General features: G+C 71.5%; 24 protein-coding genes. 13 read left to right on the forward strand and 11 right to left on the reverse strand.

Features of this window, described 5'->3' with window-relative positions; all coding sequences use genetic code 11:
- Nucleotides 1-46: 46 nt before the first annotated feature.
- Nucleotides 47-1210: an oxygenase MpaB family protein gene (locus tag AB0M39_RS15765; RefSeq protein WP_365364440.1), complete on the forward strand. Its 1164-nt coding sequence runs from the start codon at nucleotides 47-49 to the stop codon at nucleotides 1208-1210.
- Between the two features lie 27 nt (nucleotides 1211-1237).
- Here AB0M39_RS15765 and AB0M39_RS15770 read toward each other — a convergent pair whose 3' ends face one another.
- Genes AB0M39_RS15770 through AB0M39_RS15780 form a run of 3 tightly spaced genes read right to left on the reverse strand, consistent with a single transcriptional unit; the run spans nucleotide 1238 to nucleotide 3944 of the window.
- Nucleotides 1238-1738, reverse strand: a complete 501-nt coding sequence (locus AB0M39_RS15770; RefSeq protein ID WP_365364442.1) for a hypothetical protein — start codon at nucleotides 1736-1738, stop codon at nucleotides 1238-1240.
- On the reverse strand, nucleotides 1738-3261 hold the full coding sequence (locus AB0M39_RS15775) for a HAMP domain-containing sensor histidine kinase (protein ID WP_365364444.1): 1524 nt from the start codon (nucleotides 3259-3261) through the stop codon (nucleotides 1738-1740). The genes AB0M39_RS15770 and AB0M39_RS15775 overlap by 1 nt, the downstream gene beginning before the upstream one ends.
- Nucleotides 3258-3944, reverse strand: coding sequence for a response regulator transcription factor (locus AB0M39_RS15780; protein ID WP_365364445.1), 687 nt, complete (start codon nucleotides 3942-3944; stop codon nucleotides 3258-3260). The genes AB0M39_RS15775 and AB0M39_RS15780 overlap by 4 nt, the downstream gene beginning before the upstream one ends.
- Before the next feature lie 133 nt (nucleotides 3945-4077).
- Between AB0M39_RS15780 and AB0M39_RS15785 the strand changes: the two genes are divergently transcribed.
- The 6 genes from AB0M39_RS15785 (at nucleotide 4078) to AB0M39_RS15810 (ending at nucleotide 9173) form a co-directional block, all read left to right on the forward strand.
- The gene (locus AB0M39_RS15785; protein WP_365364447.1) at nucleotides 4078-4764 is read left to right on the forward strand and encodes a hypothetical protein; all 687 of its coding nucleotides are present in this window, start codon (nucleotides 4078-4080) and stop codon (nucleotides 4762-4764) included.
- Entirely contained in the window at nucleotides 4761-5837 is a 1077-nt protein-coding gene (locus tag AB0M39_RS15790; RefSeq protein ID WP_365364449.1) for a peptidoglycan-binding domain-containing protein, read from the forward strand. The genes AB0M39_RS15785 and AB0M39_RS15790 overlap by 4 nt, the downstream gene beginning before the upstream one ends.
- A gap of 28 nt (nucleotides 5838-5865) precedes the next feature.
- Nucleotides 5866-6534, forward strand: a complete 669-nt coding sequence (locus AB0M39_RS15795) for an ABC transporter ATP-binding protein (RefSeq protein WP_365364451.1) — start codon at nucleotides 5866-5868, stop codon at nucleotides 6532-6534.
- A complete protein-coding gene (locus AB0M39_RS15800; RefSeq protein WP_365364453.1) occupies nucleotides 6531-7721 on the forward strand; it encodes an ABC transporter permease in 1191 nt (396 codons plus the stop codon). The genes AB0M39_RS15795 and AB0M39_RS15800 overlap by 4 nt, the downstream gene beginning before the upstream one ends.
- Nucleotides 7722-7811: 90 nt before the next feature.
- Nucleotides 7812-8528, forward strand: coding sequence for a hypothetical protein (locus tag AB0M39_RS15805; protein WP_365364455.1), 717 nt, complete (start codon nucleotides 7812-7814; stop codon nucleotides 8526-8528).
- 171 nt (nucleotides 8529-8699) lie between these two features.
- Entirely contained in the window at nucleotides 8700-9173 is a 474-nt protein-coding gene (locus AB0M39_RS15810) for a hypothetical protein (protein WP_365364457.1), read from the forward strand.
- A 141-nt stretch (nucleotides 9174-9314) separates the two neighbouring features.
- Here the strand turns inward: AB0M39_RS15810 and AB0M39_RS15815 are convergent, their stop codons facing one another.
- Nucleotides 9315-9659, reverse strand: a complete 345-nt coding sequence (locus AB0M39_RS15815; RefSeq protein WP_365364459.1) for a hypothetical protein — start codon at nucleotides 9657-9659, stop codon at nucleotides 9315-9317.
- A 142-nt stretch (nucleotides 9660-9801) separates the two neighbouring features.
- Between AB0M39_RS15815 and AB0M39_RS15820 the strand changes: the two genes are divergently transcribed.
- From AB0M39_RS15820 to AB0M39_RS15835, 4 genes are all read left to right on the forward strand, one after another.
- Nucleotides 9802-9951 (forward strand): hypothetical protein, encoded by a 150-nt coding sequence (locus AB0M39_RS15820; protein WP_365364461.1) that lies wholly within the window; start codon nucleotides 9802-9804, stop codon nucleotides 9949-9951.
- Nucleotides 9952-10031: 80 nt separating this feature from the next.
- Nucleotides 10032-10427: a DUF2267 domain-containing protein gene (locus tag AB0M39_RS15825; RefSeq protein WP_365364463.1), complete on the forward strand. Its 396-nt coding sequence runs from the start codon at nucleotides 10032-10034 to the stop codon at nucleotides 10425-10427.
- Nucleotides 10428-10467: 40 nt separating this feature from the next.
- Nucleotides 10468-10800, forward strand: coding sequence for an STAS domain-containing protein (locus AB0M39_RS15830; protein ID WP_365364465.1), 333 nt, complete (start codon nucleotides 10468-10470; stop codon nucleotides 10798-10800).
- A 238-nt stretch (nucleotides 10801-11038) separates the two neighbouring features.
- A complete protein-coding gene (locus AB0M39_RS15835) occupies nucleotides 11039-11302 on the forward strand; it encodes a UBP-type zinc finger domain-containing protein (protein ID WP_365364467.1) in 264 nt (87 codons plus the stop codon).
- 243 nt (nucleotides 11303-11545) lie between these two features.
- On the opposite strand, the gene AB0M39_RS15840 is transcribed toward AB0M39_RS15835, so the two are convergent.
- The 6 genes from AB0M39_RS15840 to AB0M39_RS15865 form a co-directional block, all read right to left on the reverse strand.
- Nucleotides 11546-11722, reverse strand: a complete 177-nt coding sequence (locus AB0M39_RS15840; RefSeq protein ID WP_365364469.1) for a CsbD family protein — start codon at nucleotides 11720-11722, stop codon at nucleotides 11546-11548.
- Between the two features lie 366 nt (nucleotides 11723-12088).
- Entirely contained in the window at nucleotides 12089-12973 is an 885-nt protein-coding gene (locus AB0M39_RS15845; protein ID WP_365364471.1) for a peptidoglycan-binding protein, read from the reverse strand.
- A 14-nt stretch (nucleotides 12974-12987) separates the two neighbouring features.
- A complete protein-coding gene (locus tag AB0M39_RS15850; RefSeq protein WP_365364473.1) occupies nucleotides 12988-13923 on the reverse strand; it encodes an amino acid ABC transporter permease in 936 nt (311 codons plus the stop codon).
- Entirely contained in the window at nucleotides 13920-14585 is a 666-nt protein-coding gene (locus tag AB0M39_RS15855; protein ID WP_365364475.1) for an amino acid ABC transporter permease, read from the reverse strand. Before AB0M39_RS15855 ends, AB0M39_RS15850 begins: the two co-directional genes overlap by 4 nt.
- Before the next feature lie 135 nt (nucleotides 14586-14720).
- Nucleotides 14721-15575 carry a glutamate ABC transporter substrate-binding protein gene (locus AB0M39_RS15860; protein WP_365364477.1) on the reverse strand — a complete coding sequence of 285 codons (855 nt, stop codon included), beginning with the start codon at nucleotides 15573-15575 and terminating at the stop codon, nucleotides 14721-14723.
- 70 nt (nucleotides 15576-15645) lie between these two features.
- Nucleotides 15646-16365 carry an amino acid ABC transporter ATP-binding protein gene (locus tag AB0M39_RS15865; protein ID WP_365364535.1) on the reverse strand — a complete coding sequence of 240 codons (720 nt, stop codon included), beginning with the start codon at nucleotides 16363-16365 and terminating at the stop codon, nucleotides 15646-15648.
- Between the two features lie 176 nt (nucleotides 16366-16541).
- On the opposite strand from AB0M39_RS15865, the gene AB0M39_RS15870 reads away from it, so the two are divergent.
- Both AB0M39_RS15870 and AB0M39_RS15875 read left to right on the forward strand, forming a co-directional pair.
- Nucleotides 16542-18776 carry a SpoIIE family protein phosphatase gene (locus tag AB0M39_RS15870; protein WP_365364479.1) on the forward strand — a complete coding sequence of 745 codons (2235 nt, stop codon included), beginning with the start codon at nucleotides 16542-16544 and terminating at the stop codon, nucleotides 18774-18776.
- An 88-nt stretch (nucleotides 18777-18864) separates the two neighbouring features.
- Entirely contained in the window at nucleotides 18865-19854 is a 990-nt protein-coding gene (locus AB0M39_RS15875) for a helix-turn-helix domain-containing protein (protein WP_365364481.1), read from the forward strand.
- A 46-nt stretch (nucleotides 19855-19900) separates the two neighbouring features.
- Here AB0M39_RS15875 and AB0M39_RS15880 read toward each other — a convergent pair whose 3' ends face one another.
- A complete protein-coding gene (locus AB0M39_RS15880) occupies nucleotides 19901-20197 on the reverse strand; it encodes a hypothetical protein (protein ID WP_365364483.1) in 297 nt (98 codons plus the stop codon).
- Nucleotides 20198-20415 lie beyond the last annotated feature (218 nt).

Here is a 20415-nt window from a genome sequence, read left to right on the forward strand (position 1 = left end):
CCTCCGGCAGAGCCGAGCGCACACTGACGACTTGTAAGGAACTGTGATGACGTACACCAAGGCCTCCATGGACGCACTGCGCCAGTGTGGGGACGAACTCGCCGACGCCACCGTCGCGACGCTGTTCGAGCGCGGGGAGGTGGGCACGTTCAACACCTTGATGCGGTACGTGTCCACCGCCGGCGCGCCGCTGCCCGACGGGCTTCCGGAGGTGGCGCGCGAGTATCTGCACGAGACCAGCGCTCCGCCGTCGTGGGTCGACTGGGGCGAGATGGAGAAGGCGCGGCTGTTCTTCATCGACAACAACGTGCACATCTCCACCGCGCTGTCGTTCGCCTCCATGCCGGCCTGCTACGTCATTCCCCATGTGGCGCGGCTGCTCAGCGCCACGCACTCCCTGCAGTACCCCTCCAAGCGGATGGCCGAGACCGGCCAGTTCACCGTGTACCTGATGCAGCCGGGCGCGTTCGAGGCGGGCAGCCGCTTCATCCCCGCCGCGCAGAAGGTCCGCCTGCTGCACGCCTCCATCCGGCACCACCTGGGGCGCGAGGACCGGTGGGACGTCGGCCGTCTGGGCACTCCGATCTGCCAGGAGGACATGATCGGCGGGCAGCTGCTGTTCTCGCTGCTCGTCCTCGACAGCCTGCACCGGTTGAACATCCATATGAGCATCGACGGCGCCGAGGCCTACTTCTACGCCTGGCGGGTCGTCGGCGCGATGCTCGGGGTCGACCAGGACCACGTCCCCAAGGACCTCGAGCAGGCACGGCAGTTCTTCGACCTGTACATGACCCGCCACATGGGCCCCAGCGAGGAAGGCGTCAACCTCACGCGCCAGCTGATCGACCTGTACGAAGAGGTCGTCCCCGGCACGTTCTTCGATCCCGTCGTCGGCGCCCTGATCCGCTACCTCGTCGGCGACACCTGCGCCGACTGGCTGCAGGTGCCGCGCAGCCCATGGGACACGCTCGCCGCAGCCGTGCCGACGATGCTCGGCGTCCTGGAGTCCATCGAGGACAGCTCCCCCTTCGGCGCCTGGGCCCTGGACCGGCTCGGACACTTCACGACGCTCTTCGAGCTCAGCACGCTGACCCGCGGCCGTGTCATGCACTACGCCATCCCCGAGACCCTCAAGAAGGACTTCGGGGTGACCTCGGCCGTCCCCCGCACCCACCGCTGGACCCCGCCCGCGCCCACCGTCGCCTTCTGAGCCCGTCGCCTTGTGAGCCCGCGCCGCTCAGCCGGTGAGGAAGTCGGGGCAGCGGTACGGGCCGAGCGGCGGCCCGTCGGGACGGAGCGTGACCTGTACGTCCGCCGGCCGGATCTGCTCCGTGGCGCCGCCCAGCAGCGACTGGGCGCGCGCCAGGCTGCAGACCAGCTGCCCCTGGAGCACCCGGTCCTGCGGGGTGATGGAGTTGTCGGGCACGTCGAGGCGCACCTGGTCGCCCTCCCCTGTGGCGGCGAACGTGCCGAGCTGGACGAGCGTGGTGAGTCCCTGTTCCCGCTCGGCCTCGCTGGGGCCCGCCAGGAGCATCTTGAGCACGGACTCGAGGTTCTTCAGATCGCCGGTGGGGCGGGGCACCCCGCGCAGCCCGGTGGGGGAGTCGAAGTAGAGCCGCATGCCGGTGGTGAGGCCGGTCGCGGGCTCGCCGGCGTCGATCACGCCGGTCGGCCGGACTCCGCAGCCCACGGCGCTCAGGAGCAGGGCGGCGGCGAGGGTCGTGCGCAGCCGGGTCATCACGATGCCTCTTCCGTGCTGAGCTCGCGGGGCAGCCGCAGGGTGAACACGGCGCCGCCCTCCGGTCGGTTCGCGACCTCGATCGTGCCGCCGTGCAGACGGGCGTTCTCCCAGGCGATGGCCATGCCGAGGCCGCTTCCCTCCGAACGGGAGCGCGCGGTGTCGGCTTTGTAGAAGCGGTCGAAGACCTGGGAGACGGCCTCCGGCGCCAGACCGGGCCCGCGGTCGGCGACCTCGACGCTCACCAGTCCGCGGCCGTCTCCCTGAGCGCCGTCGTCGTCGGCGACGAGCGTCACCGTCACTGTGACCGGCGGCGACCCGTGCCGCAGCGCGTTGCCGACGAGATTCGCGACCACGACGTCGATCCGGCGTGGGTCGAGCACCACCCTGACGCCCTGCGGGAGCCGCGCGTCGACCTCGGACAGCCAGCCGCGCAGGGCGAGCGTCGAGCGGATCGTCTCCGCCAGATCGACCTCGCGGGCGTTGAGCGTCGCCGCTCCGGCGTCGAAGCGGGACATCTCCATCAGGTCGTCGACCAGCCGCGCCAGCCGGGCGGTCTCGGCGCTCACCGTGCGGGCCGCCCGCGCCGCGTCGGGCGGCAGCTCGTCCGCGTCCTCGTCGAGCACGGTCGCCACCATCGTCATCGCGGCGAGCGGCGTCCGCAGCTCGTGCGAGACGTCGGCGACGAAGCGTCGCGCCGTCGCCTCCTGGTCGCGCAGCTCGGCCACGGAGGACTGGAGCGCGTCGGCGGTGTCGTTGAAGTCCCGTGCCAGATCGGCGAGCTCGTCGCTGCCGCGGGCGGGGACCCGGGTGGCGAGATCGCCCTCGGCGAGTCTGCGGGTGGCGCGGCCGAGATCGCGTACAGGACGCAGGACCGTGCGGGCGGCCAGCAGCGCGAGCACCGCGGCCAGCGCCACCACCGTGATGATCCCGTCGCGGACGGCGTCCAGCAGGCCCGCGGTGTCCTCTTGCTCCGCCCGCATGGAGGTGATCGCGAAGACCTCCAGGCCGGAGGGCTGCCCGGCGGTCCGACCGTCTCCGACGGCGCCCGTCCCACCGCCTGTCCCAGCGCCGGCTTCGGTTCCGGTGGCGAAGGTGACGGGCGTGCCGACGACGAGATAGGGCTCGCCCTCGTACTCCACCCGCTGGAAGCACAGCCGGCCCTCGGTCCGCACGGCGGTCCTCAGCTCGACGGTGATCCGGCTCTCGTCGGCCAGCGAATCGGAGGTGGCCTTCAGATCCCGGAAGCGGGCGACGACCTTGGCGTCGCCGCCGACCCCCTGGGAGACGCGGTCGGCGAAGAGCGTGAGCGAGCGGACGTCGGGCGGCACGTCGAAGTCGGCGGCGACGCTGCCCACCCGGTCGCGGAAGTCCGACTGGAAGGAGTCCTGGGCCCGCTTGAGTATCGCCGTACGCGACTCGCGGTAGGCGAGCACGGTCGCCGTCACCGCGCTGACCAGCGCGACGAGTACGAACGTGGCGACCAGACGGGTGCGCAGGCTGCCGAGGCGACTGAGTCTCACAGCGGCCCGAACCGGTAGCCGAAGCCGCGCACCGTCTGGACGTAGCGGGGTCTGGCCGGCACGTCCTCGATCTTGGAGCGCAGCCGTCCGATCGCCGCGTCGACGATCCGTGAGTCGCCCAGGAAGTCGTGCTCCCAGACGGAGGAGAGGAGCTGCTCGCGACTGAAGACCCGCCCCGGCGACGCGGACAGCTCCAGCAGCAGCCGCAGCTCGGTCGGCGGCAGCGCGATCGGCGCGCCGTGCTTGGCGACGGTGAGCCCGGCCCGGTCCAGGACGAGCCCGGCGTGGTCCTCGCGGTCGCCGCGCGCGGCCGGCTCGGCGCGGCGCAGGGCCGCCCGGATCCGGGCTTCGAGGACGGGCGCGGTGACGGGCTTGACCACGTAGTCGTCGGCGCCCGCCTCGAGGCCCTGGACGATGTCCAGGTCGTCGCCGCGGGCGGTGAGCATGATGACGGGAAGCGTCGAGCGGGCGCGGATGCGGCGGCAGACCTCGAAGCCGTTCATGCCGGGCAGCATCAGGTCGAGCACCGCGAGCTCGATCCGCCGCCCCACGGGGGCGTCGAGCAGCGCGAGCGCCTCCTCGCCCGTGCCGGCGGCGTCCACGTCGTACCCGTGCCGGCGCAGCACGAGCTCCATTCCGTCGCGTACGGAGGCGTCGTCCTCGATCAGCAGCACATGCGGCATGCGTTCGATTATGGGCGAGGCCCGCCCCGGTCGGAGCCGGCCCCGGGGCCCGGCAGGGCGAGCGGCGGGCATTGTTACGTTCCCATCATGTGGCCATGGACCGGCCATCATGCGGCGACCCGAGATTGGCCGTATGAGCATCCAGACCACTCACCGGACCGCGACCACTCCCAGAGCCGCGACCACTCACCGGACCGAAGCCCCTCGCGGCGCCGCATCCCGGCTGCGCGTCGCCGCGCTCGTCACCGTCCCTCTCCTCGCCCTGACCGTCGCCTGCGGCGGCGCGGGCGGGGTGGAGGACGGAGGCGAGGCGATCGCCTCCGTGCCCGGCGAGCCCACGCGGGCAGAGCCGTCCGGGTCGGCTGCGGCGGCCGGCAAGGGCGAGTTCTACGACGCGCAGATGGCGTACGTCCGGTGCATGCGCACCAAGGGCGGCTTCAAGGACTTCCCCGACCCCAAGCTGAGCGGCCATCTCGACTGGTCGAAGATCGACGTGATCGGGGAGAACCACCCGGAGGCGTACAAGGGCGGCGCGGGCGGCAAGGACGCGGTCTGCGGCAAGGAAATGATGGCGGCCATGGAGGCCGAGCCGAAGCGCGATCAGCAGAAGGACTACGAGTCGATGCTGGCGCACGCCAAGTGCATGCGCGAGAACGGGGTCTCCAAGTTCACCAACCCCACGATGTCCGGCGGCAACGCGGTGCCGGGCGGCGACCCCCAGCCGGCCAGCCCGCAGCTCGATTCTGAGTCCCCGGCGTACAAGCAGGCCCGCGAGGCATGCAAGGACAAGCTCCTCGACGGCCTGGACGGCATGCAGTGAGGCGCCGCACCGGACTGCTCGCGGCCGGGGCGTCGGCGGCCGCCGCGACGGTCGGAGCCACAGCCCTGCTGGTCGGGGGCGGCGACGGCAGAGCCCCGCGGGCCGACGGGGGCTCGCTACCGCCGGCCACGGCCGTCGTCGCCCGTACCGACCTGGTGCAGAGCACGACGGTCGACGGCCGGCTCGACTTCGAGGGGCGGCGGGCCGTGAAGTCCGCGGTGGAGGGCACGGTCACGGTCGCCGCGGAACAGGGGAGGACCGTCGGGCGGGGCGAGGCGCTGTATGAGCTCAACGACAAGCCGGTGACGCTGCTGTACGGCCCCGTCCCGATGTTCCGCGAGATGAAGAAGGGCGACCGGGGCTCGGACGTGCTCCAGCTGGAGCGCAATCTGCGGGACTTGGGGTACGGCGGCGGACTGTACGTCGACGTGCGGTACGACGCCGCCACCGAGGCCGCGGTCAAGCGCTGGCAGAAGTCCCTCAACCGCGAGCCGACCGGCAGCGTCGGGCGGGGCGATGTGGTCTTCCAGCCCGCCGCGGTCAAGGTCGTCGGCGCGGACGCGGCCCTCGCCGACCAGGTCGGCCCGGAGAAGGCGGTGGTCACGGTCGCGTCCACCAAACCGGTCGTACGGGCGCAGCTGGACGAGGGCGATGTGGCGCTGACCGCCCGGGGGACCAGGGTCGAGGTGACGCTGCCGAGCGGGAAGACGGTCGCCGGGAAGGTCTCGGGAACGGTCGCGGCGGAGGACGCGCAGGCCGGGGGCGGCCAGGACGGCGGCTCTGCGCAGAGCGGCATCACGGTCGAAGTCACCCTCGACGGACGGGTGTCGCAGGACACGAAGGAGACCGTGAGTGTGAGGTTCGTCAGCGAGAGCCGCAAGGGTGTGCTGGCGGTGCCGGTCGAGGCGGTCGTCGCGCTGCGCGGCGAGTCAGGCGGGTACGGCCTCCAGATCGTCGAGGGCACAGCGACTCGGATGGTCCGGGCGCAGACCGGGATGACGGCGGACGGGCGGATCGAGGTCAGCGGCCCGGAGCTGCGGGAGGGCATGAAGGTCGGGGTGGCGAAGCAGTGAGCGGGAGGAGAGTCGGGGTGGCCGAGCAGTGAGCGGCACGAAGGTCGTCGAGCTGGTGGACGTCTCCAAGGCGTACCCCGGCGGAGTGCAGGCGCTGCGCGGGGTCGACTTGAGCGTCGAGGAGGGCGAACTGGCCGCCGTCGTCGGCCCGTCGGGGTCGGGGAAGTCCACGCTCCTGCATCTGATCGGCACGCTGGACCGGGCGACGAGCGGCACGGTGCGGGTGGCGGGCCACGATGTGAGCACGCTGTCGGACGCCCGGCTCTCGGCGCTGCGGGCCCGCCGTATCGGCTTCGTCTTCCAGCACTTCCATCTGGCGGAGGGACGGGACGCGGTGGACAACGTGGCGGACGGACTGCTGTACGCGGGCGTCGCACTGAAGGAGCGACGGGCCCGCGCCCGTACGACCCTGGAACGCGTCGGTCTCGGCCACCGTCTGACCCACCGCCCGCATGAGCTCTCCGGCGGGGAGAAGCAGCGCGTGGCGATCGCCCGCGCGGTGGTCGCAGAGCCGATGCTGCTGCTGGCGGACGAGCCGACGGGGGCGCTGGACTCGGCCTCCGGAGACGTCGTGATGGGACTGTTGAGAGAGCTGAACGCGGCGGGCACGACGGTCTGCGTCATCACGCACGACCGAGAGATCGCGCAGTCGCTGCCGCGCAGCATCCGCTTCCGGGACGGCGAGGTGGTCTTGTGACCACGCCCAGGCCCACGCGCCTCGGTCTGCTCGACACCCTCCGGGTGGGCGTGGTGGGGCTGCGGGCGCGCCGGGCGAGGGTCGTGCTGTCCGCGCTGGGCATCGCGATCGGCATCGCCACCATGGTGGCGGTGGTGGGGCTGTCCACATCGAGCCGGGCGGATCTGATGGCGAAGCTCGACCGCCTGGGCACCAACCTGCTGACGGCGGAGGCGGGCAAGGACGCGCTCGGCCACGAGGTCAAACTCCCCAAGAGCGCGGTCGCGATGGTCGAGCGGATCGGCCCGGTCGAGCATGCGACGGCGACGGGGAACGTGGACGCGCGGATCCGGCGCAGCGATGTGGTGCCCGAGGAACGGACGGCGGGCGTCACCGCGCAGGCGGCCCGCCCCGATCTGCTGCGGGCGCTGGGAGCGGAGGTCGACCGGGGCGTCTGGCTGAACCTCGCGAACGAGCGGCTGCCGGTGACAGTGCTGGGATCCCTGGCGGCTGAGCGGATGGGGATCACCGAGCCGGGCGAGAAGATCATGATGAACGACCAGGACGTGGTCGTCGTCGGCATCCTCGCGCCGGTCGAACTGGTCCCGAACCTGGACCGGGTCGCGCTGGTGGGCTTCCCGGCGGCGGAGAAGTACCTCGGCTTCGACGGACACCCGACGACGATCTTCGAACGCTCGACGGACAGTTCGGTCGCGGACGTCCGCGCGGTCCTGGCCCGCTCGGTCAATCCGGGCGGCGAGGGCTCGGTGAAGGTCTCCCGCCCCTCCGACGCGCTGGCCGCCAAGGCGGCCGCGGACGAGGGCCTGACCGCGCTGATGCTGGGCCTGGGCGCGATCGCGCTCCTGGTCGGCGGGGTGGGGGTGGCCAACACGATGGTGATCTCGGTCCTGGAGCGCCGACGGGAGATCGGCCTGCGCCGCGCCCTGGGCGCGACGCGGACGGCGATCCGGGTCCAGTTCCTGACGGAGTCCCTGCTCCTGTCGGCTCTGGGCGGCGCGACGGGCGCGCTCCTGGGCGTGGCCGCGACGCTCGTCTTCGCCTCCGTCCAGTCCTGGACGCCGGTGATCCCGCCCGCCGCGCTCGCGGCGGCCTTCGCGGCCACGCTGACGACGGGCGCGCTGGCCGGCCTCTATCCGGCGGCCCGGGCGGCGCGCATGCATCCGACGGCGGCCTTGAACGCGACCTAGCCGATGTGCCGCGAGCAGGGCGGCTTTGATCATGGACATGTGGATGGCTTAGGGTGCCGGGCGTCGTCGTCTCCGGGGAACGGATCATCCATGCGCACGCCCTTCGCCACGTCGTCCCGTCTGGTCCGCCCGCTGTCCTTGGCCGGCGTCGTCACGGCGTTGGTCCTGCTGACGGGGTGCGACGGCGACGGGGACGGCGTCAAGGCCACCGGCGCCGACGGCGGCACGTCCCAGCAGGCGCCGTCGGCGGACACCCCTCCGGCGCAGCCGTGGCTGACCGGCGACGGCGACGGACGCAACGGCGGGGCCAGCGGCGGCCCCGAGGCCCGCCAGAAGATGATGCTGGACAACATGCCGAAGGCGGGCACCGTCATGGCGGCGGGCGAGTACGTGCAGCGCTTCACGACCTGCGAGCGCTACAGCATCGACCCCTCCGACGAGCGGTACTACCCGATGGACGAGAAGTTCGACGCCACGTGGGGCGTGCAGTTCAGGGGCACCTGCAACGACTCGGGCAACGGCTATATCCGCGTGTTCAAGACGAACGACATGCGCATGTTCCAGGAGGCCTACCGAGGGGAGGTCGCCGAGCGGATGAAGAACAGCTCGACGGCCGACATCGAGGGCGGGTTCGCCGTCGGCGAGGACTTCGCGGTCATCGCCCCCGACGACGACTCCATACGCCAGCTGTCGGCCTCCGGCCTGCTGATCCTCAACTGCAACCCCAACTTCCAGCCCCAGGGCGACGTCTCGACGGCGCCCGCCCTCGTGGAGGGCTGCGTCCTGACGGACCAGTTCGTGAGCTGAGCCGGCGCACGGACGCCGCCGCAGAACCGGCAGGGCCGCTGTGACCTGCTGAAAGTGCGTGGTCTCCTTCCGGACGCGTGGCCCGTCAGGCGCCGTTGACCCGGCCGGTACGGCATGCCAGCGTCGCCCCGACCGCCCCCGCAGCAGGGGGCCGTAGGGGAGGGGAACGCGATGCGCGCACGGATGCGCCGCCAAGTGACGGCGGTGGCCCTGGTGACGGCGGGGGCCATACTTCTTGCCGGCGTCGGCGGCGGCATGGCCCAGGCCGCCGAGAGCACCGACGCTACGACGGGCTCTCGGTCGGCTGTGCTGCTCGGCGACCCGACGCCGGAGGAGCAGCAGCGACTGCGGGAGATCGCCGGGGTGATCTGGACGCCCGAGCTGGCCGCGGGGTGGAACATGAACAGCGACGTCGCGGACGTCCTGTCCCAGGCGACCGGCCGGATCCTGGAGTGCTCGGAGGCGTTCGCCCTGGTGCCCCGGCCGCCGGGCTTCGTGCCGGGGCTCGGCTATCTGGTCGGGTACTGGCAGAACCTGCGGGATTATTTCCGGGCCGTCAAGAAGGACCGTACGTACCGGGCGTGCGTGGTGTCGACGGCCGCCTACTACCGGTCGATCATCGAGATGGCCTCCGCGGGCATCTGAGGTTCCCGACGCCTGCGGTGAGAGTGCCGGCGCGGTGAGAGTGGGCGCGTCCTGATCTGAGCCGGCCGGAGACCCTCCACGGTCTCCGGCCGGCCGGCCCGGCTCAGGTGTCGCCGAGGGCGCCTCGGCCTGGATCCCGGATCAGTTCAGCGGGGCTCGGACGGTCCCGTGGAACTGGATGGGAGGCCAACCACGGGACGCGGCCAGCTGGTTCAGCGCCTGCGCGACCTCCAGCGGGGTGATGACGTTCTGCGCCGGGGCGCCCTCGACGCGGAGGCTGAACTTCACCTCCATGTACGCGTCTCGGTCGCCGATGCTGGTGTCCCCCTGGAACTGCGTCCCGGGATCGAACTCGACGGCCGCCGTCTGGGACGCCTGCGCCGTCTCGCCCCCGGCGGCCTGCGCGGAACCGCTCGACGCGAGGACGGCGCCGGCCGCGGCGGTGCCCGAGTAGCCCAGCAGGGCACGTCTGGAAACCCTGGTCATGTTCCCCTCCTTGGAAAGCCAGGCCTCCCCCCTGGAGACCCATCGTGATCATACGAACGCGAGTACGGGCCGCATGTAGAACAAGAACATCCGCTTGTCGGCCGGTCTCGCTGCCGCGCCGGCCGTCGCTTCCCGCCGGGCCGTGCGGGCTGAGACACTGGAGGCGGACGACATCGAGGCGGCGACCGACGCAGGTGCGCTGACCCTGCGCGGTCCGACCGCCGCGCGCGCCGCGCCCCGCACGACCGCTGTCGACGCCCGAGACGACGCTCACCAGCGGATCCGCGGCTGAGCGGGTCGCGCACACATGCCGCGGAGGGCGGGACCCCTCTTGCCCCTCCCCGTCCTCCGCGCGCCGAAAGGGGCAGCGCGATGTATATGAGATGGGAGGCGTTCCTGGACGCGGTCCAGGAGCGTGGCGAATACCCCTCGCGGGAGGAGGCTGATCGGGCGGCCCGCGTCGTCCTCGCACTGCTGGGCGCCCATCTGGTGGGCCAGGACAGAGCCGAGCTGGCCGCTCGGCTGCCCGAGACGTACGCACTGATTCTGCTCAACCCGCTTCAGGCCGCCGAGCCGCTGGACCCCGAGCGGTTCGTCAGGGCCGCCGCCGCGTGGATCGAGGGCGCCACCGAGGAGACCGCCAAGTGGGACGCCGGCGCCGTGCTCAGCGTGGCGGCCGACGCCGCCGGCGAGGACCTTCTGCGCCGCGTCCTGCTCCAACTGCCCCCTGGCTACGACATGCTCTTCGGCCCGCCCCGGCCGCTCTGACGCGGACGGCGGACCGACTGCCGAGACGAGGGATGTGGCCATGACGGAGACCGCACTGCTCGCAGCCGTCGTCACCCGTGTCGGCGGCAAGAGCACCGTGAGCGTGGCGGGGGAGATCGACGTCGCCACCGCGCCGCGGCTGCGGGGCGCGCTGAGCATCGCGCTCTCGCACCACAGCCGCTGGATCGAGGTCGACCTCGCCCGCGTGGACTTCTGCGACTGCTCCGGGCTGAGCGTCCTGCTGTGGGCCCGGGGGCGGGCCCGGCGGCAGGGGAGCTCGCTGCGGGTGACGGGGGTGACCTCGCCGCTGGTGCGGAAGGTGTTCCGCAAGACCGGCACGGACACCGCGCTGACCGAGCCCGAACAGGGCTGACCGGGTGGATCGGGGTCGCGACCCCGGGCGCACCGGACTCCGTTCCGGGCCATGCTCGGGGCCGATCCGGGCCGAGGCCCCCACCCGGTCGCGGGGCCGATCAGAGCCGAGGCGACGCCACCCGGTCGGCGCAGGCGCGGCGGCCGGGTACGGGGCGCCGCCCTAGCATTTCGTCTGTGCCGGCCGTTCCCCGCACGATCGAGACCCCTCGTCTGCAGAGCCCGGAGGAAGGCCCGCGATGACGACCCCCCAAGACCCGCACCTCGCACTCGTGCGCGAGGTGACGCCCCGTACCCCCGACGGCTGCGAGGAGTGCCTGCGCATCGGCTCTCCCTGGATGCATCTGCGACTCTGCCTGACCTGCGGTCACGTGGGCTGCTGCGACTCCTCGCCGCACCGGCACGCCCGCTCGCACGCCGACGAGGCCGGTCACCCCATCGTGCGGTCCTTCGAGCCGGGCGAGGACTGGCGCTGGTGCTTCGTCGACGAGGCCCTCGTCTGACGGGGACGGACGCCGTCGACCCGGGAGAGGGCTCTCGAGAACGCCGACGCGCCCTAGTGCGATCGGGTGAGCATACGAATCGTCGCCCCGGCCGCGGAATGTGCTCCGTCGGCGGGGCGACGATCGTCGCGCCCGTTGGCGCCAGCCGGCTACGAGGGCTCAGGGACTCGTCAGCGTCCTCGTCGGCGAGGTCCGAGCCGTAGCGGCGCCGAGGGCCCCGCAGGGGCCTTCGCGGTCAGCGCTTCAGCGCTTCGTCTCCTTGCGGACCCGCTCGGCGGCCTTCTCCGCGGCCTCCTGCGTCTTGCCCTCCATCTGCTCCCCGCGGCCCTCCATCTCCATGGACCTGTTGTCCATGGTCTTGCCGGCGGTCTCCTTCATCTTGCCCTTCATCTGCTTCGCCTTGGCTTTGGCCTTGCTCATCAGGATCGATGTCCTTTCGGGTATGCGGTGGGGGTGCGGTCCGGCGGACCCGGCCCGACACGCTGTTCACACTGCGCCCGTGTCGGCTCCGTCGCAAATGGGAGGAATGACAGGAGTGGCGCGTCGTCGAATCCGGCGAGCCGCGCCTGGCGGCGCACCCTGAGCGGAATGACAGGAGTGGCGCGTCGTCGAATCCGGCGAGCCGCGCCTGGCGGCGCACCCTGAGCGGAGGGAAGAGGGCGACGTGCTTCACGGCCGCGTCGCGGTGGAAGGGCCGGCAGGTCGCCGTCGGCGGAGGCGGCTCGGTCGCGTCGGCGGGACGCGTCGTCACCAGGGTGCGGGGAGCCGCTCGGGTGGATGGACCGCTCAGAACCACTCGGGGAAGGGCCGCAGCGTGGAGAAGATCCCGGTGGTCACCTCGAAGGCGAAGGCGGCGTAGGCGATGCGGTTCTTCAACGCCTCGTCGCCCGTGAGAGCGGCGTACCGGGCGGTTCCCGGGAAGCCCTGCACACTCGAGCCCGGCAGGCTGATCGTGACCGCGGCGCGGATGAAGCCCGTCACATGGTCCTCGGAGCCCAGGGCGTTGCGGAACGCCGGCGTCATCGAGAACACGCTTCCCGTGGTCATCATGGCCACCGAGTAGGAGTGCCGGACGTCCTGGGCGACGAACGTGGCGCGGTCCATCTCCTTGAGGACGATCACGGGAGGCGACGCGGCCAGCACATTCCTGGTCCCTTTGAACGTCGGACGGATGACCTGGTCGATCGCCGCCTGCCGGCCCAGCGGATGCGAGCTGACGTGGAAGTTCCGCTCCAGCGCGTCGTTCACGAGGGGGTCGAGCACCGGCTGGTCCAACTTGGCGATGACCGCGTCCAGTCGGGGAACGCAGATGTTCGTGATCGTGTCCTTGCCCAGCTGCACCAGTCCCGTCGTCGAGGGATCCGGCGCGTCGGGGTTCGCCTGCTCATGCGCGAAATGGTCGTCCAGCCGGGTCATCGTGCCCACGCCGATCACCGGGTCGGTGGGCGAGAGGCCCTCGTCCGTCTTGAACGCCGTGACCGCCGCCCCCGTCCCGGGGCCGAAGATCCCGTCGATGCCTCCCGCGACGGCGTACCCGAAGTCCACGAGCGCCGACTGGACGCGGTCGACGCTGGTGCGGTCCGGCTCTCCCGCCTGCAGCTTGTGGGTGCCGTTGAGGCAGTTCTCCAGGGGAGTGAGTCCGGAGAACCGCTGGGCGTTGAGGGGTGACATAGAGCCTCCTGCGATCAGTTCGTATGGTCGGTCGGTCCTGCGCCCGGCTTGCCCAGGTCCTCCGGGCCGACGTGCTCGCCCGGCGTCGCGAGCTCCTCCACCGCGCCGGCGCCGACGACCGCGCCGGTGGTCCTCTTGCCGCGCCGCAGCCGTCCCTCGAGCCAGCTCGCGAAGGTGGTGAGCGCGAAGTTCAGGATCACGAAGATCACGGCGACGACGGTGAAGCTGGCGATGGTGTTGGCCCCGTAGTTCGCGCTCATCGGGCGGACGGAGGCCAGCAGCTCGGAGAAGCCGAGCATCGCGCCGCCGAGCGCGGTGTCCTTCACGATGACGACCAGCTGGCTGACGATGGCGGGCAGCATCGCGGTCACCGACTGCGGCAGCAGCACGAACCGCATCGTCTGGCCCTTGCGCATCCCGATCGCCTTGGCCGCGTCCGTCTGGCCCCGGGGCAGCGACAGGATGCCGGCCCGGACCACCTCGGCGAGGACGGAGGCGTTGTAGAGGACGAGTCCGGTGACGACCGCGTACAGCGGGCGGGTGTCCGGGCTGACGTCGGTGAACTCGGAGTACGCCGCGTTGGCGAAGAGCATCAGGATCAGCACGGGGATGGCCCGGAAGAACTCCACGACCGTGCCGCCGGCGCCCCGCACCCACCCGTGGTCGGAGAGCCGTGCGATGCCGAGGAACGCGCCGAGGGGCAGCGCGATGACCATGGCCAGAGTCGCGGCGATGAGGGTGTTCTCGAGGCCCGGCAGGAGATACGTCGTCCATGCGCGGGAGTCGGTGAAGAAGGGCTCCCACTTGGCCCAGTCGAGTTGGTTCTTGTCGGCCAGGCTCAGGAGCACCCACCAGACGACCGCGGCGAGAGCCACCAGGAACACGATGGTGAACAGCACGTTCCGCCGTTTGGCGCGGGGTCCGGGAGCGTCGTAGAGGACGGACGTCATCGCTTCACCGCCACCTTCTTGCTCACCCATCCCAGGAGCAGCCCCATGGGAAGCGTGAGACAGATGAATCCGAACGCGAAGATGGCGGAGATCAGAATGAGCTGAGCCTCGTTCTCGATCATCTCCCGCATCAGCAGGGCCGCCTCGGCGACGCCGATGGTGGCGGCCACGGTGGTGTTCTTGGTGAGCGCGATCAGCACGTTCGCCAGCGGGCCGACCACCGAGCGGAACGCCTGCGGAAGGACGATCAGGCTCAGCACCTGGGTGAAGCTCAGCCCGATGGCGCGCGCCGCCTCCACCTGGCCGATCGGGACGGTGTTGATGCCCGAGCGCAGCGCCTCGCAGACGAACGCCGCGGTGTAGGCGATCAGACCGAGCACGGCCAGACGGAAGTTGATGGTCTCGAAGTCGTCCGCGCCGAGGTTGACGCCGAGGGTCTGGAACAGGCCCAGCGAGGTGAAGACGATGATCACGGTGAGCGGGATGTTCCGCACGATGTTCACGTACGCGGTGCCGAAGCCGCGCATCAGGGGCACGGGACTGACCCGCATGGCGGCCAGGAGGGTGCCCCAGATCAGTGCGCCGATGGCGGAGTACACGGTGAGCTGGATCGTCGTCCAGAAGGCTCCCAGCAGGTCGTAACCCTCAAGAAAGTCGAACACGTTCTCTCGTACTTTCCGTGTGTGGAGTCCCCGGCGCGCCGCGCGTAGGCGCGGCGCGCTGTGTCGGCCCTGTCCGGCGCATCGGCCGTGTCAGCCGGGTCGGCCGGGTCAGCCAGGTCAGCCAGGTCGGCCGGGTCAGTCGACGATGACGCCGATCTTCGGGGCGGGCTCGTTCTGGTAGTTCGCCGGGCCGAAGTTGGCCTCGACGGCCTTGTCCCACGAGCCGTCCGCGACCATCTTCTCCAGGGCCGCGTTGATCTGGGCCTTCAGCTCGCTGCCCTTCTGGACGCCGATGCCGTAGTTCTCATTGCTCAGCTTGAAGCCGCCCAGCTTGAACTTGCCCTTGAACTGGTCCTGCGCGGCGTAGCCGGCGAGGATCGAGTCATCGGTGGTCAGGGCGTCGATGACCTCGTTCTCCAGGCCGGTCAGGCACTCCGAGTAGCCGCCGTACTCCTGCAGCTGGGCCTGGGGCGCCACGTCGGTCTTGATGTTCTGCGCGGACGTGGATCCGGTGACCGAGCAGAGCTTCTTGTTGTTCAGGTCCTCGGGCGTCTTGATCGAGTCGTCGTCCGCCCGGACCAGGACGTCCTGGTGCGCCAGCAGATAGGGGCCGGCGAAGTCGACCTTCTGCTCGCGCTCGTCGTTGATGGAGTACGAGGCCGCGATGAAGTCGACGTCGCCGCGCTGGAGCAGCGTCTCGCGGTCGGCGCTCTTGGCTTCCTTCCATACGATGTCGCCGGGCTCGTGGCCCAGCTCCTTGGCGACATACGTCGCCACGTCGACGTCGAAGCCCGTGTACTTGCCGTCCGGGGTCTTCAGGCCGATGCCCGGCTGGTCGTACTTGATGCCAACGGTGATCTTCTCGCCGGCGGCGCTGGGAGTGCTGCCGCTGCTGCTCCCGCCTTCGTCGTCGTCGGAGCCGCAGGCCGTGGCGCCCAGGGACAGTGCGAGTGCAGCCGCGGCCGCGGTGGTGACCTTGAAGATCTTCATGCTGATCACCCTTAGGGGGTTGTGTGCAGTGTGGGGGCTGCTGATCGGGACGGCTCTGGGGAGGGCCGAGTCAGTGGTGCAGGATCTTCGAGAGGAAGTCCTTGGCGCGGTCGCTGCTGGGGTTGCTGAAGAACTGCTCGGGGGTCGTCTCCTCCACGATGCTGCCGTCCGACATGAACACCACGCGGTTGGCGGCCGAACGGGCGAATCCCATCTCGTGGGTGACGACGACCATGGTCATTCCGTCGCGGGCGAGCTGCTGCATGACCTCCAGCACCTCGTTGATCATCTCGGGGTCGAGCGCCGACGTCGGCTCGTCGAAGAGCATGATCTTGGGGTCCATGGCCAGCGCCCGGGCGATGGCCACGCGCTGCTGCTGGCCGCCGGAGAGCTGGGCGGGGTACTTGTCCGCCTGGGAGGCGACGCCCACCCGGTCGAGCAGCGAGCGGGCCCGCTCCTCGGCGGCCTTCTTGTCCTTCTTGCGGACCTTGATCTGGCCCAGCGTCACGTTGTGCAGCACGGTCTTGTGCGCGAAGAGGTTGAAGGACTGAAAGACCATGCCCACGTCCGCCCGCAGCCGCGCCAGCTCGCGGCCCTCGGCCGGGAGCGGCTTGCCGTCGATGAGGATCGTGCCCGAGTCGATGGTCTCCAGCCGGTTGATGGTGCGGCACAGCGTCGACTTGCCGCCGCCGGAGGGGCCGATGACGACGACCACCTCGCCGCGGGTGATGGTCAGATCGATGTCCCGGAGCACGTGCAGCGCGCCGAAGTGCTTGTTGACGTCGTGCATCGCCACCAGGGCGTCGTCCCTGACGGGGAGATCGTTCTGGGCAGTCACGTCGTACTCCGCTCGTCGGCTTCATACTCCGTCGTCCACGGGCGGGCCGCACGCCGAGCGGAGAGGGGCGAGCGAATGGGGTAAATCGACCATACTGGAGGCACCGATCATGCGAGGCCGGTGTTCCGATGAGCGACGACGTTCCGAGCGAGGGCGTGCCGGGCGAGGGCATGTCGATCGACGGCAGGGGGGTCGACGCACTCGCGATCCCGGAGGCGCCGCCGACGGGCGCTCCGGGCACGGGCGCCGGGGACGTGCCCGCCGCGGACATGCCCGGCGACGACAGCGGCGCCGCCCGGGACGCCGGCGGATGGCTGGGCGCGCTGCCCGTGGCGCTGGTCGCCACCGGCGCCGACGGGGCGATCGTGCGCTGGGACCCGGCCGCGCAGGAGCTGCTCGGCTACCCGCCCCAGGAGGTCATGGGCCTCCACATCGTCGACCTGCTCCACCCCGGTGCGGACCGCAGCCTGGGACGCTCCCTGTGGGAGGCGGCCTCCACCACCGGGCGAGGGGTGATGGGCACGGTCACCGCCTGGCACCGGGACGGACACCCGCTCGAGCTGGAGATCTGGGCCTGCCCCGTGCAGAGCAAGGCCAGCGGCGGGGGCTCGGTGCTCGTCTTCGCCGCCGACGCCCACGGCGCCCGCCGGATCCGCGGGTCGTCCGCCGTCTGGGACGGGCTGTTCTCCCGCTCGCCGGTCGGCATCGCCATCTTCGACACACAGCTGCGATTCCTCCAGGTCAACCCCGCACTCCAGGCCATGAACGGGGTGCCGCAGGCCAAGCACCTCGGCCGCCGGCTCGCCCAGGTGCTGCCGCAGACCAACACCGCCGACATGGAGAGGGCCATGCGGCAGGTCCTGGCCACCGGCCAGCCGGTCCTGGACTTCCGCCGTATCGGCCGCACCCCCGCCGACCCGCACGTCGACCGGATGTGGTCGTGCTCGTACGTACGCCTGGAGGACGTGTCCGGACGGCCCATCGGCGTCACCGCCTCGATCATCGACATCACCGAGCAGCAGCGGGCGCACCTGGAGGTCGAGGCAAGCCGCCGCAGGCTCGCCCTGCTCAACGAGGCCACCAGCGGGATCGGCACCACGCTGGAGCTGGAGCGCACCGCCCAGGAGCTCGCCGACGTGTCGGTGCCCGTGCTCGCGGACGTCGTCACCGTCGACGTGCTGGAGAGCCTGGCCTCAGGCGGCGAGCCCGGCCCCGGGCTGGTCGGCGGCAGCGCCCTGCGCCGGCTCGGCAAGGCGCCGCTCAGCGACTCCCCGATTGCGAACCTGCTGGCCCCGCTGGGGCGCACCCTCCTCTTCCCCGCGTCCGCCCCCTACACCCAGGCCCTCTCCAGCCGGCAGCCCTTCATGATCGTCCAGCTCGACGCCCGCGCCGTCGCGCCCGCGGCCCGGCACTCCGACAAGCCCGCTCAGCTGCTCACCCTGGGCGTGCACTCCTTCATGATGGCCCCCTTGATCGCCCGCGGGATGGTCCTGGGCGTGGCCACGTACTACCGCGCCGAGACCGAGGCCCCCTTCGACGCCGACGACGTCACGCTGGCCGGCGAGCTCGCCGCCCGCGCCGCCGTCGCCGTCGACAACGCCCGCCTCTACCACCGCGAGCACGACACCGCGGTGATCCTCCAGCGCAGCATGCTGCCCCAGCACATCCTCACGCCCCCCGGCATCGAGATCGCCCACCGCTACCTTCCCGCCAGCGACGTCAACGAGGTCGGCGGCGACTGGTACGACGTCATCGCCCTCTCCGACGGCAAAGCGGCCCTGCTCATCGGGGACGTCATGGGCCACGGCACCGCGGCCGCCGCCGTGATGGGCCGCCTCTCCAGCTCGGTGCGGGCCCTCGCCCGGCTCGACCTCGCGCCCGTCGACATCCTGCACCAGCTCGAAGCCGCCCTCGCCGACCTCTCCGAGCCGCTGTTCGCCACCTTCCTGTACGCCGTGTGCGACCCGGCCACCGGCCTCTGCTGGATCACCCGCGCCGGCCACCCCCCTCCGGCCGTCGTCGCCCCCGACGGCGCCGCCCGGCTGCTCCAGCTGCCCGCCGGGGCCCCGCTCGGCATCGGCGGCATCGACTTCACGACCGTCGAGGTGCAGCTGGAGCCGGGCAGCCTCCTCGTCCTCTACACCGACGGGCTCGTCGAAGCCCGCGGCCACGACATCGACGACCGGCTCAGCGAGCTCACCCATCTGCTGGCCCACCCCGGACAGCCGATCGCCCAGCTGTGCGACACCCTGGTCACCCATCTCGTCCCCGCCTCGGCCGACGACGACATCGCCCTGCTCATCGCCCGCATCGGGACGAGCGGCGGCCCCGAGGCCGCTGCCCACACCACGACCGGCTCATAGGCCCGCACGCACGCCACGCGGTCCAGCCTCGGCCCGCGCTCGGCGCGCTGCCAGTGGCGCGAACGACACGTTCCACTATATTTGCGCCATGGCCCAGAACGAGACACAGCGGCTCAAAGTGGCCGTGACCGTGCTGGAGAACGGCCCGCTCTTCGAGCTCGCCGTCCCCTGCGAGGTCTTCGGCCGCGACCGCCGCGACCTGTCCCCCCGCTGGTACGAACTGACCCTGTGCCACACCGCGAGCGAGACCCAGAACGCGCACAACGGGCTGCGGCTGAGCACCCCCCATGGGATCGACGCGCTGGGCAGCGCCGACCTGATCGTGGTGCCGGCCTGCGAGACCTCGTACGAGCCGCCCGTCGCTCTCCTGGAGGCCCTGCGGGAGGCGCACGGCAGGGGAGCGCGGATCGCGGCCCTGTGCTCGGGCGCGTTCGTCCTCGCGGCCGCCGGACTGCTCGACGGCATGGCGGCCACCACGCACTGGATGCACGCCGAGGAGCTGCGCCGCCGCTTCCCGCGGGTCAGGGTCGACGAACGGGCCCTGTACATCGACCGGGGCTCCATCCTCACCAGCGCCGGCACCGCCGCGGGCATCGATCTGTGCCTGCACATCGTCCGCCAGGACTTCGGCTCCGCCGTCGCCGCGGAGGTCGGCCGCCGGATGGTCGTGGCGCCGCACCGGCAGGGGGACCAGGCGCAGTACGTCCCGCCCCGGGCGCCGCACACCGCCGAGGCGTACCGGTTCGGCGAGGCGCTGGGCTGGGCCGTAAAGGAGCTGCACCGGCCGCTGACCGTCGGCGAGTTCGCCGAGCGCGCCGCGATGAGCACGAGGACCTTCGGCCGGCACTTCGCCCACCAGATGGGGACCACGCCGTTGAAGTGGCTCAATCTGCAGCGTCTGGCCCGTGCCCGGGAGCTGCTGGAGACGACGGAGCTGGCGGTCGACGCCATCGCGGAGCGCACCGGGTTCACCACCGGGAACGTGCTGCGCCAGCACTTCCACCGCCATCTGGGGACCACGCCGACCGCCTATCGGCGCTCCTTCGGCGAGCGGGCCCACTGGCTGCGCCGGGTGTAGCCCGGCGGGCGGCAAGGCCACGGAGGGGGCCCGTTCGGCCGCGGAGCTAGACCCAGTCCGTCGCGCCATGGCTCAGCGAGACGGTCGCACCGGACTCGTCGCGCATGGCCTCGACGATGTTCTGGTGCAGGGTGCGGCTGGCTTCCTCGGACGGACACGGAACGGGGCTGCCGGCCAGGACGAACCAGTCCGCGGCGCCGCTGTACTGAACCGCCACCTGCGCCTCGCCCTCCGTCCAGGTGGTGTGGACGGTGAGGTCGCCGTGGATCACGCCGATGTCTTCGGTGAGAACGCCGCCGGCGCCCGCGTAGATGCCGCCGGTGGTCCATGATGCCCAGCTCATGGTGCGTGCCTTACTGACGGTGGGCGTAGCTGAGCGCCCACGGCGGACACAGGGTGCTTCGAGTCTGACATCTGCGGGGCGGGGGCGCGCGGCGAGTCGGACGGCCTCCGCGGGCCTGGCCGGGCCCTCCGTGAGCGCGGAGCGCCCGGGTCCCCCGTGTCGCCCTGCGGCCGGAGCGAGCACCCGGACCGGGCCGCCCCGGGCCCGAGCCTCCGGCC

Origin of the sequence: Streptomyces sp. NPDC051907, from assembly GCF_040681075.1 — a bacterium.
In the GTDB taxonomy this organism is placed as follows: domain Bacteria; phylum Actinomycetota; class Actinomycetes; order Streptomycetales; family Streptomycetaceae; genus Streptomyces.

Coding starts and splice junctions, on each gene's coding strand:
- AB0M39_RS15765 (WP_365364440.1), top strand. CDS start 47: ATGACGTACACCAAGGCCTCCATGGACGCACTGCGCCAGTGTGGGGAC.
- AB0M39_RS15770 (WP_365364442.1), bottom strand. CDS start 1,738: ATGACCCGGCTGCGCACGACCCTCGCCGCCGCCCTGCTCCTGAGCGCC.
- AB0M39_RS15780 (WP_365364445.1), bottom strand. CDS start 3,944: ATGCCGCATGTGCTGCTGATCGAGGACGACGCCTCCGTACGCGACGGA.
- AB0M39_RS15785 (WP_365364447.1), top strand. CDS start 4,078: ATGAGCATCCAGACCACTCACCGGACCGCGACCACTCCCAGAGCCGCG.
- AB0M39_RS15805 (WP_365364455.1), top strand. CDS start 7,812: ATGCGCACGCCCTTCGCCACGTCGTCCCGTCTGGTCCGCCCGCTGTCC.
- AB0M39_RS15810 (WP_365364457.1), top strand. CDS start 8,700: ATGCGCGCACGGATGCGCCGCCAAGTGACGGCGGTGGCCCTGGTGACG.
- AB0M39_RS15815 (WP_365364459.1), bottom strand. CDS start 9,659: ATGACCAGGGTTTCCAGACGTGCCCTGCTGGGCTACTCGGGCACCGCC.
- AB0M39_RS15825 (WP_365364463.1), top strand. CDS start 10,032: ATGTATATGAGATGGGAGGCGTTCCTGGACGCGGTCCAGGAGCGTGGC.
- AB0M39_RS15830 (WP_365364465.1), top strand. CDS start 10,468: ATGACGGAGACCGCACTGCTCGCAGCCGTCGTCACCCGTGTCGGCGGC.
- AB0M39_RS15835 (WP_365364467.1), top strand. CDS start 11,039: ATGACGACCCCCCAAGACCCGCACCTCGCACTCGTGCGCGAGGTGACG.
- AB0M39_RS15840 (WP_365364469.1), bottom strand. CDS start 11,722: ATGAGCAAGGCCAAAGCCAAGGCGAAGCAGATGAAGGGCAAGATGAAG.
- AB0M39_RS15845 (WP_365364471.1), bottom strand. CDS start 12,973: ATGTCACCCCTCAACGCCCAGCGGTTCTCCGGACTCACTCCCCTGGAG.
- AB0M39_RS15850 (WP_365364473.1), bottom strand. CDS start 13,923: ATGACGTCCGTCCTCTACGACGCTCCCGGACCCCGCGCCAAACGGCGG.
- AB0M39_RS15860 (WP_365364477.1), bottom strand. CDS start 15,575: ATGAAGATCTTCAAGGTCACCACCGCGGCCGCGGCTGCACTCGCACTG.
- AB0M39_RS15865 (WP_365364535.1), bottom strand. CDS start 16,365: ATGCACGACGTCAACAAGCACTTCGGCGCGCTGCACGTGCTCCGGGAC.
- AB0M39_RS15870 (WP_365364479.1), top strand. CDS start 16,542: ATGAGCGACGACGTTCCGAGCGAGGGCGTGCCGGGCGAGGGCATGTCG.
- AB0M39_RS15875 (WP_365364481.1), top strand. CDS start 18,865: ATGGCCCAGAACGAGACACAGCGGCTCAAAGTGGCCGTGACCGTGCTG.
- AB0M39_RS15880 (WP_365364483.1), bottom strand. CDS start 20,197: ATGAGCTGGGCATCATGGACCACCGGCGGCATCTACGCGGGCGCCGGC.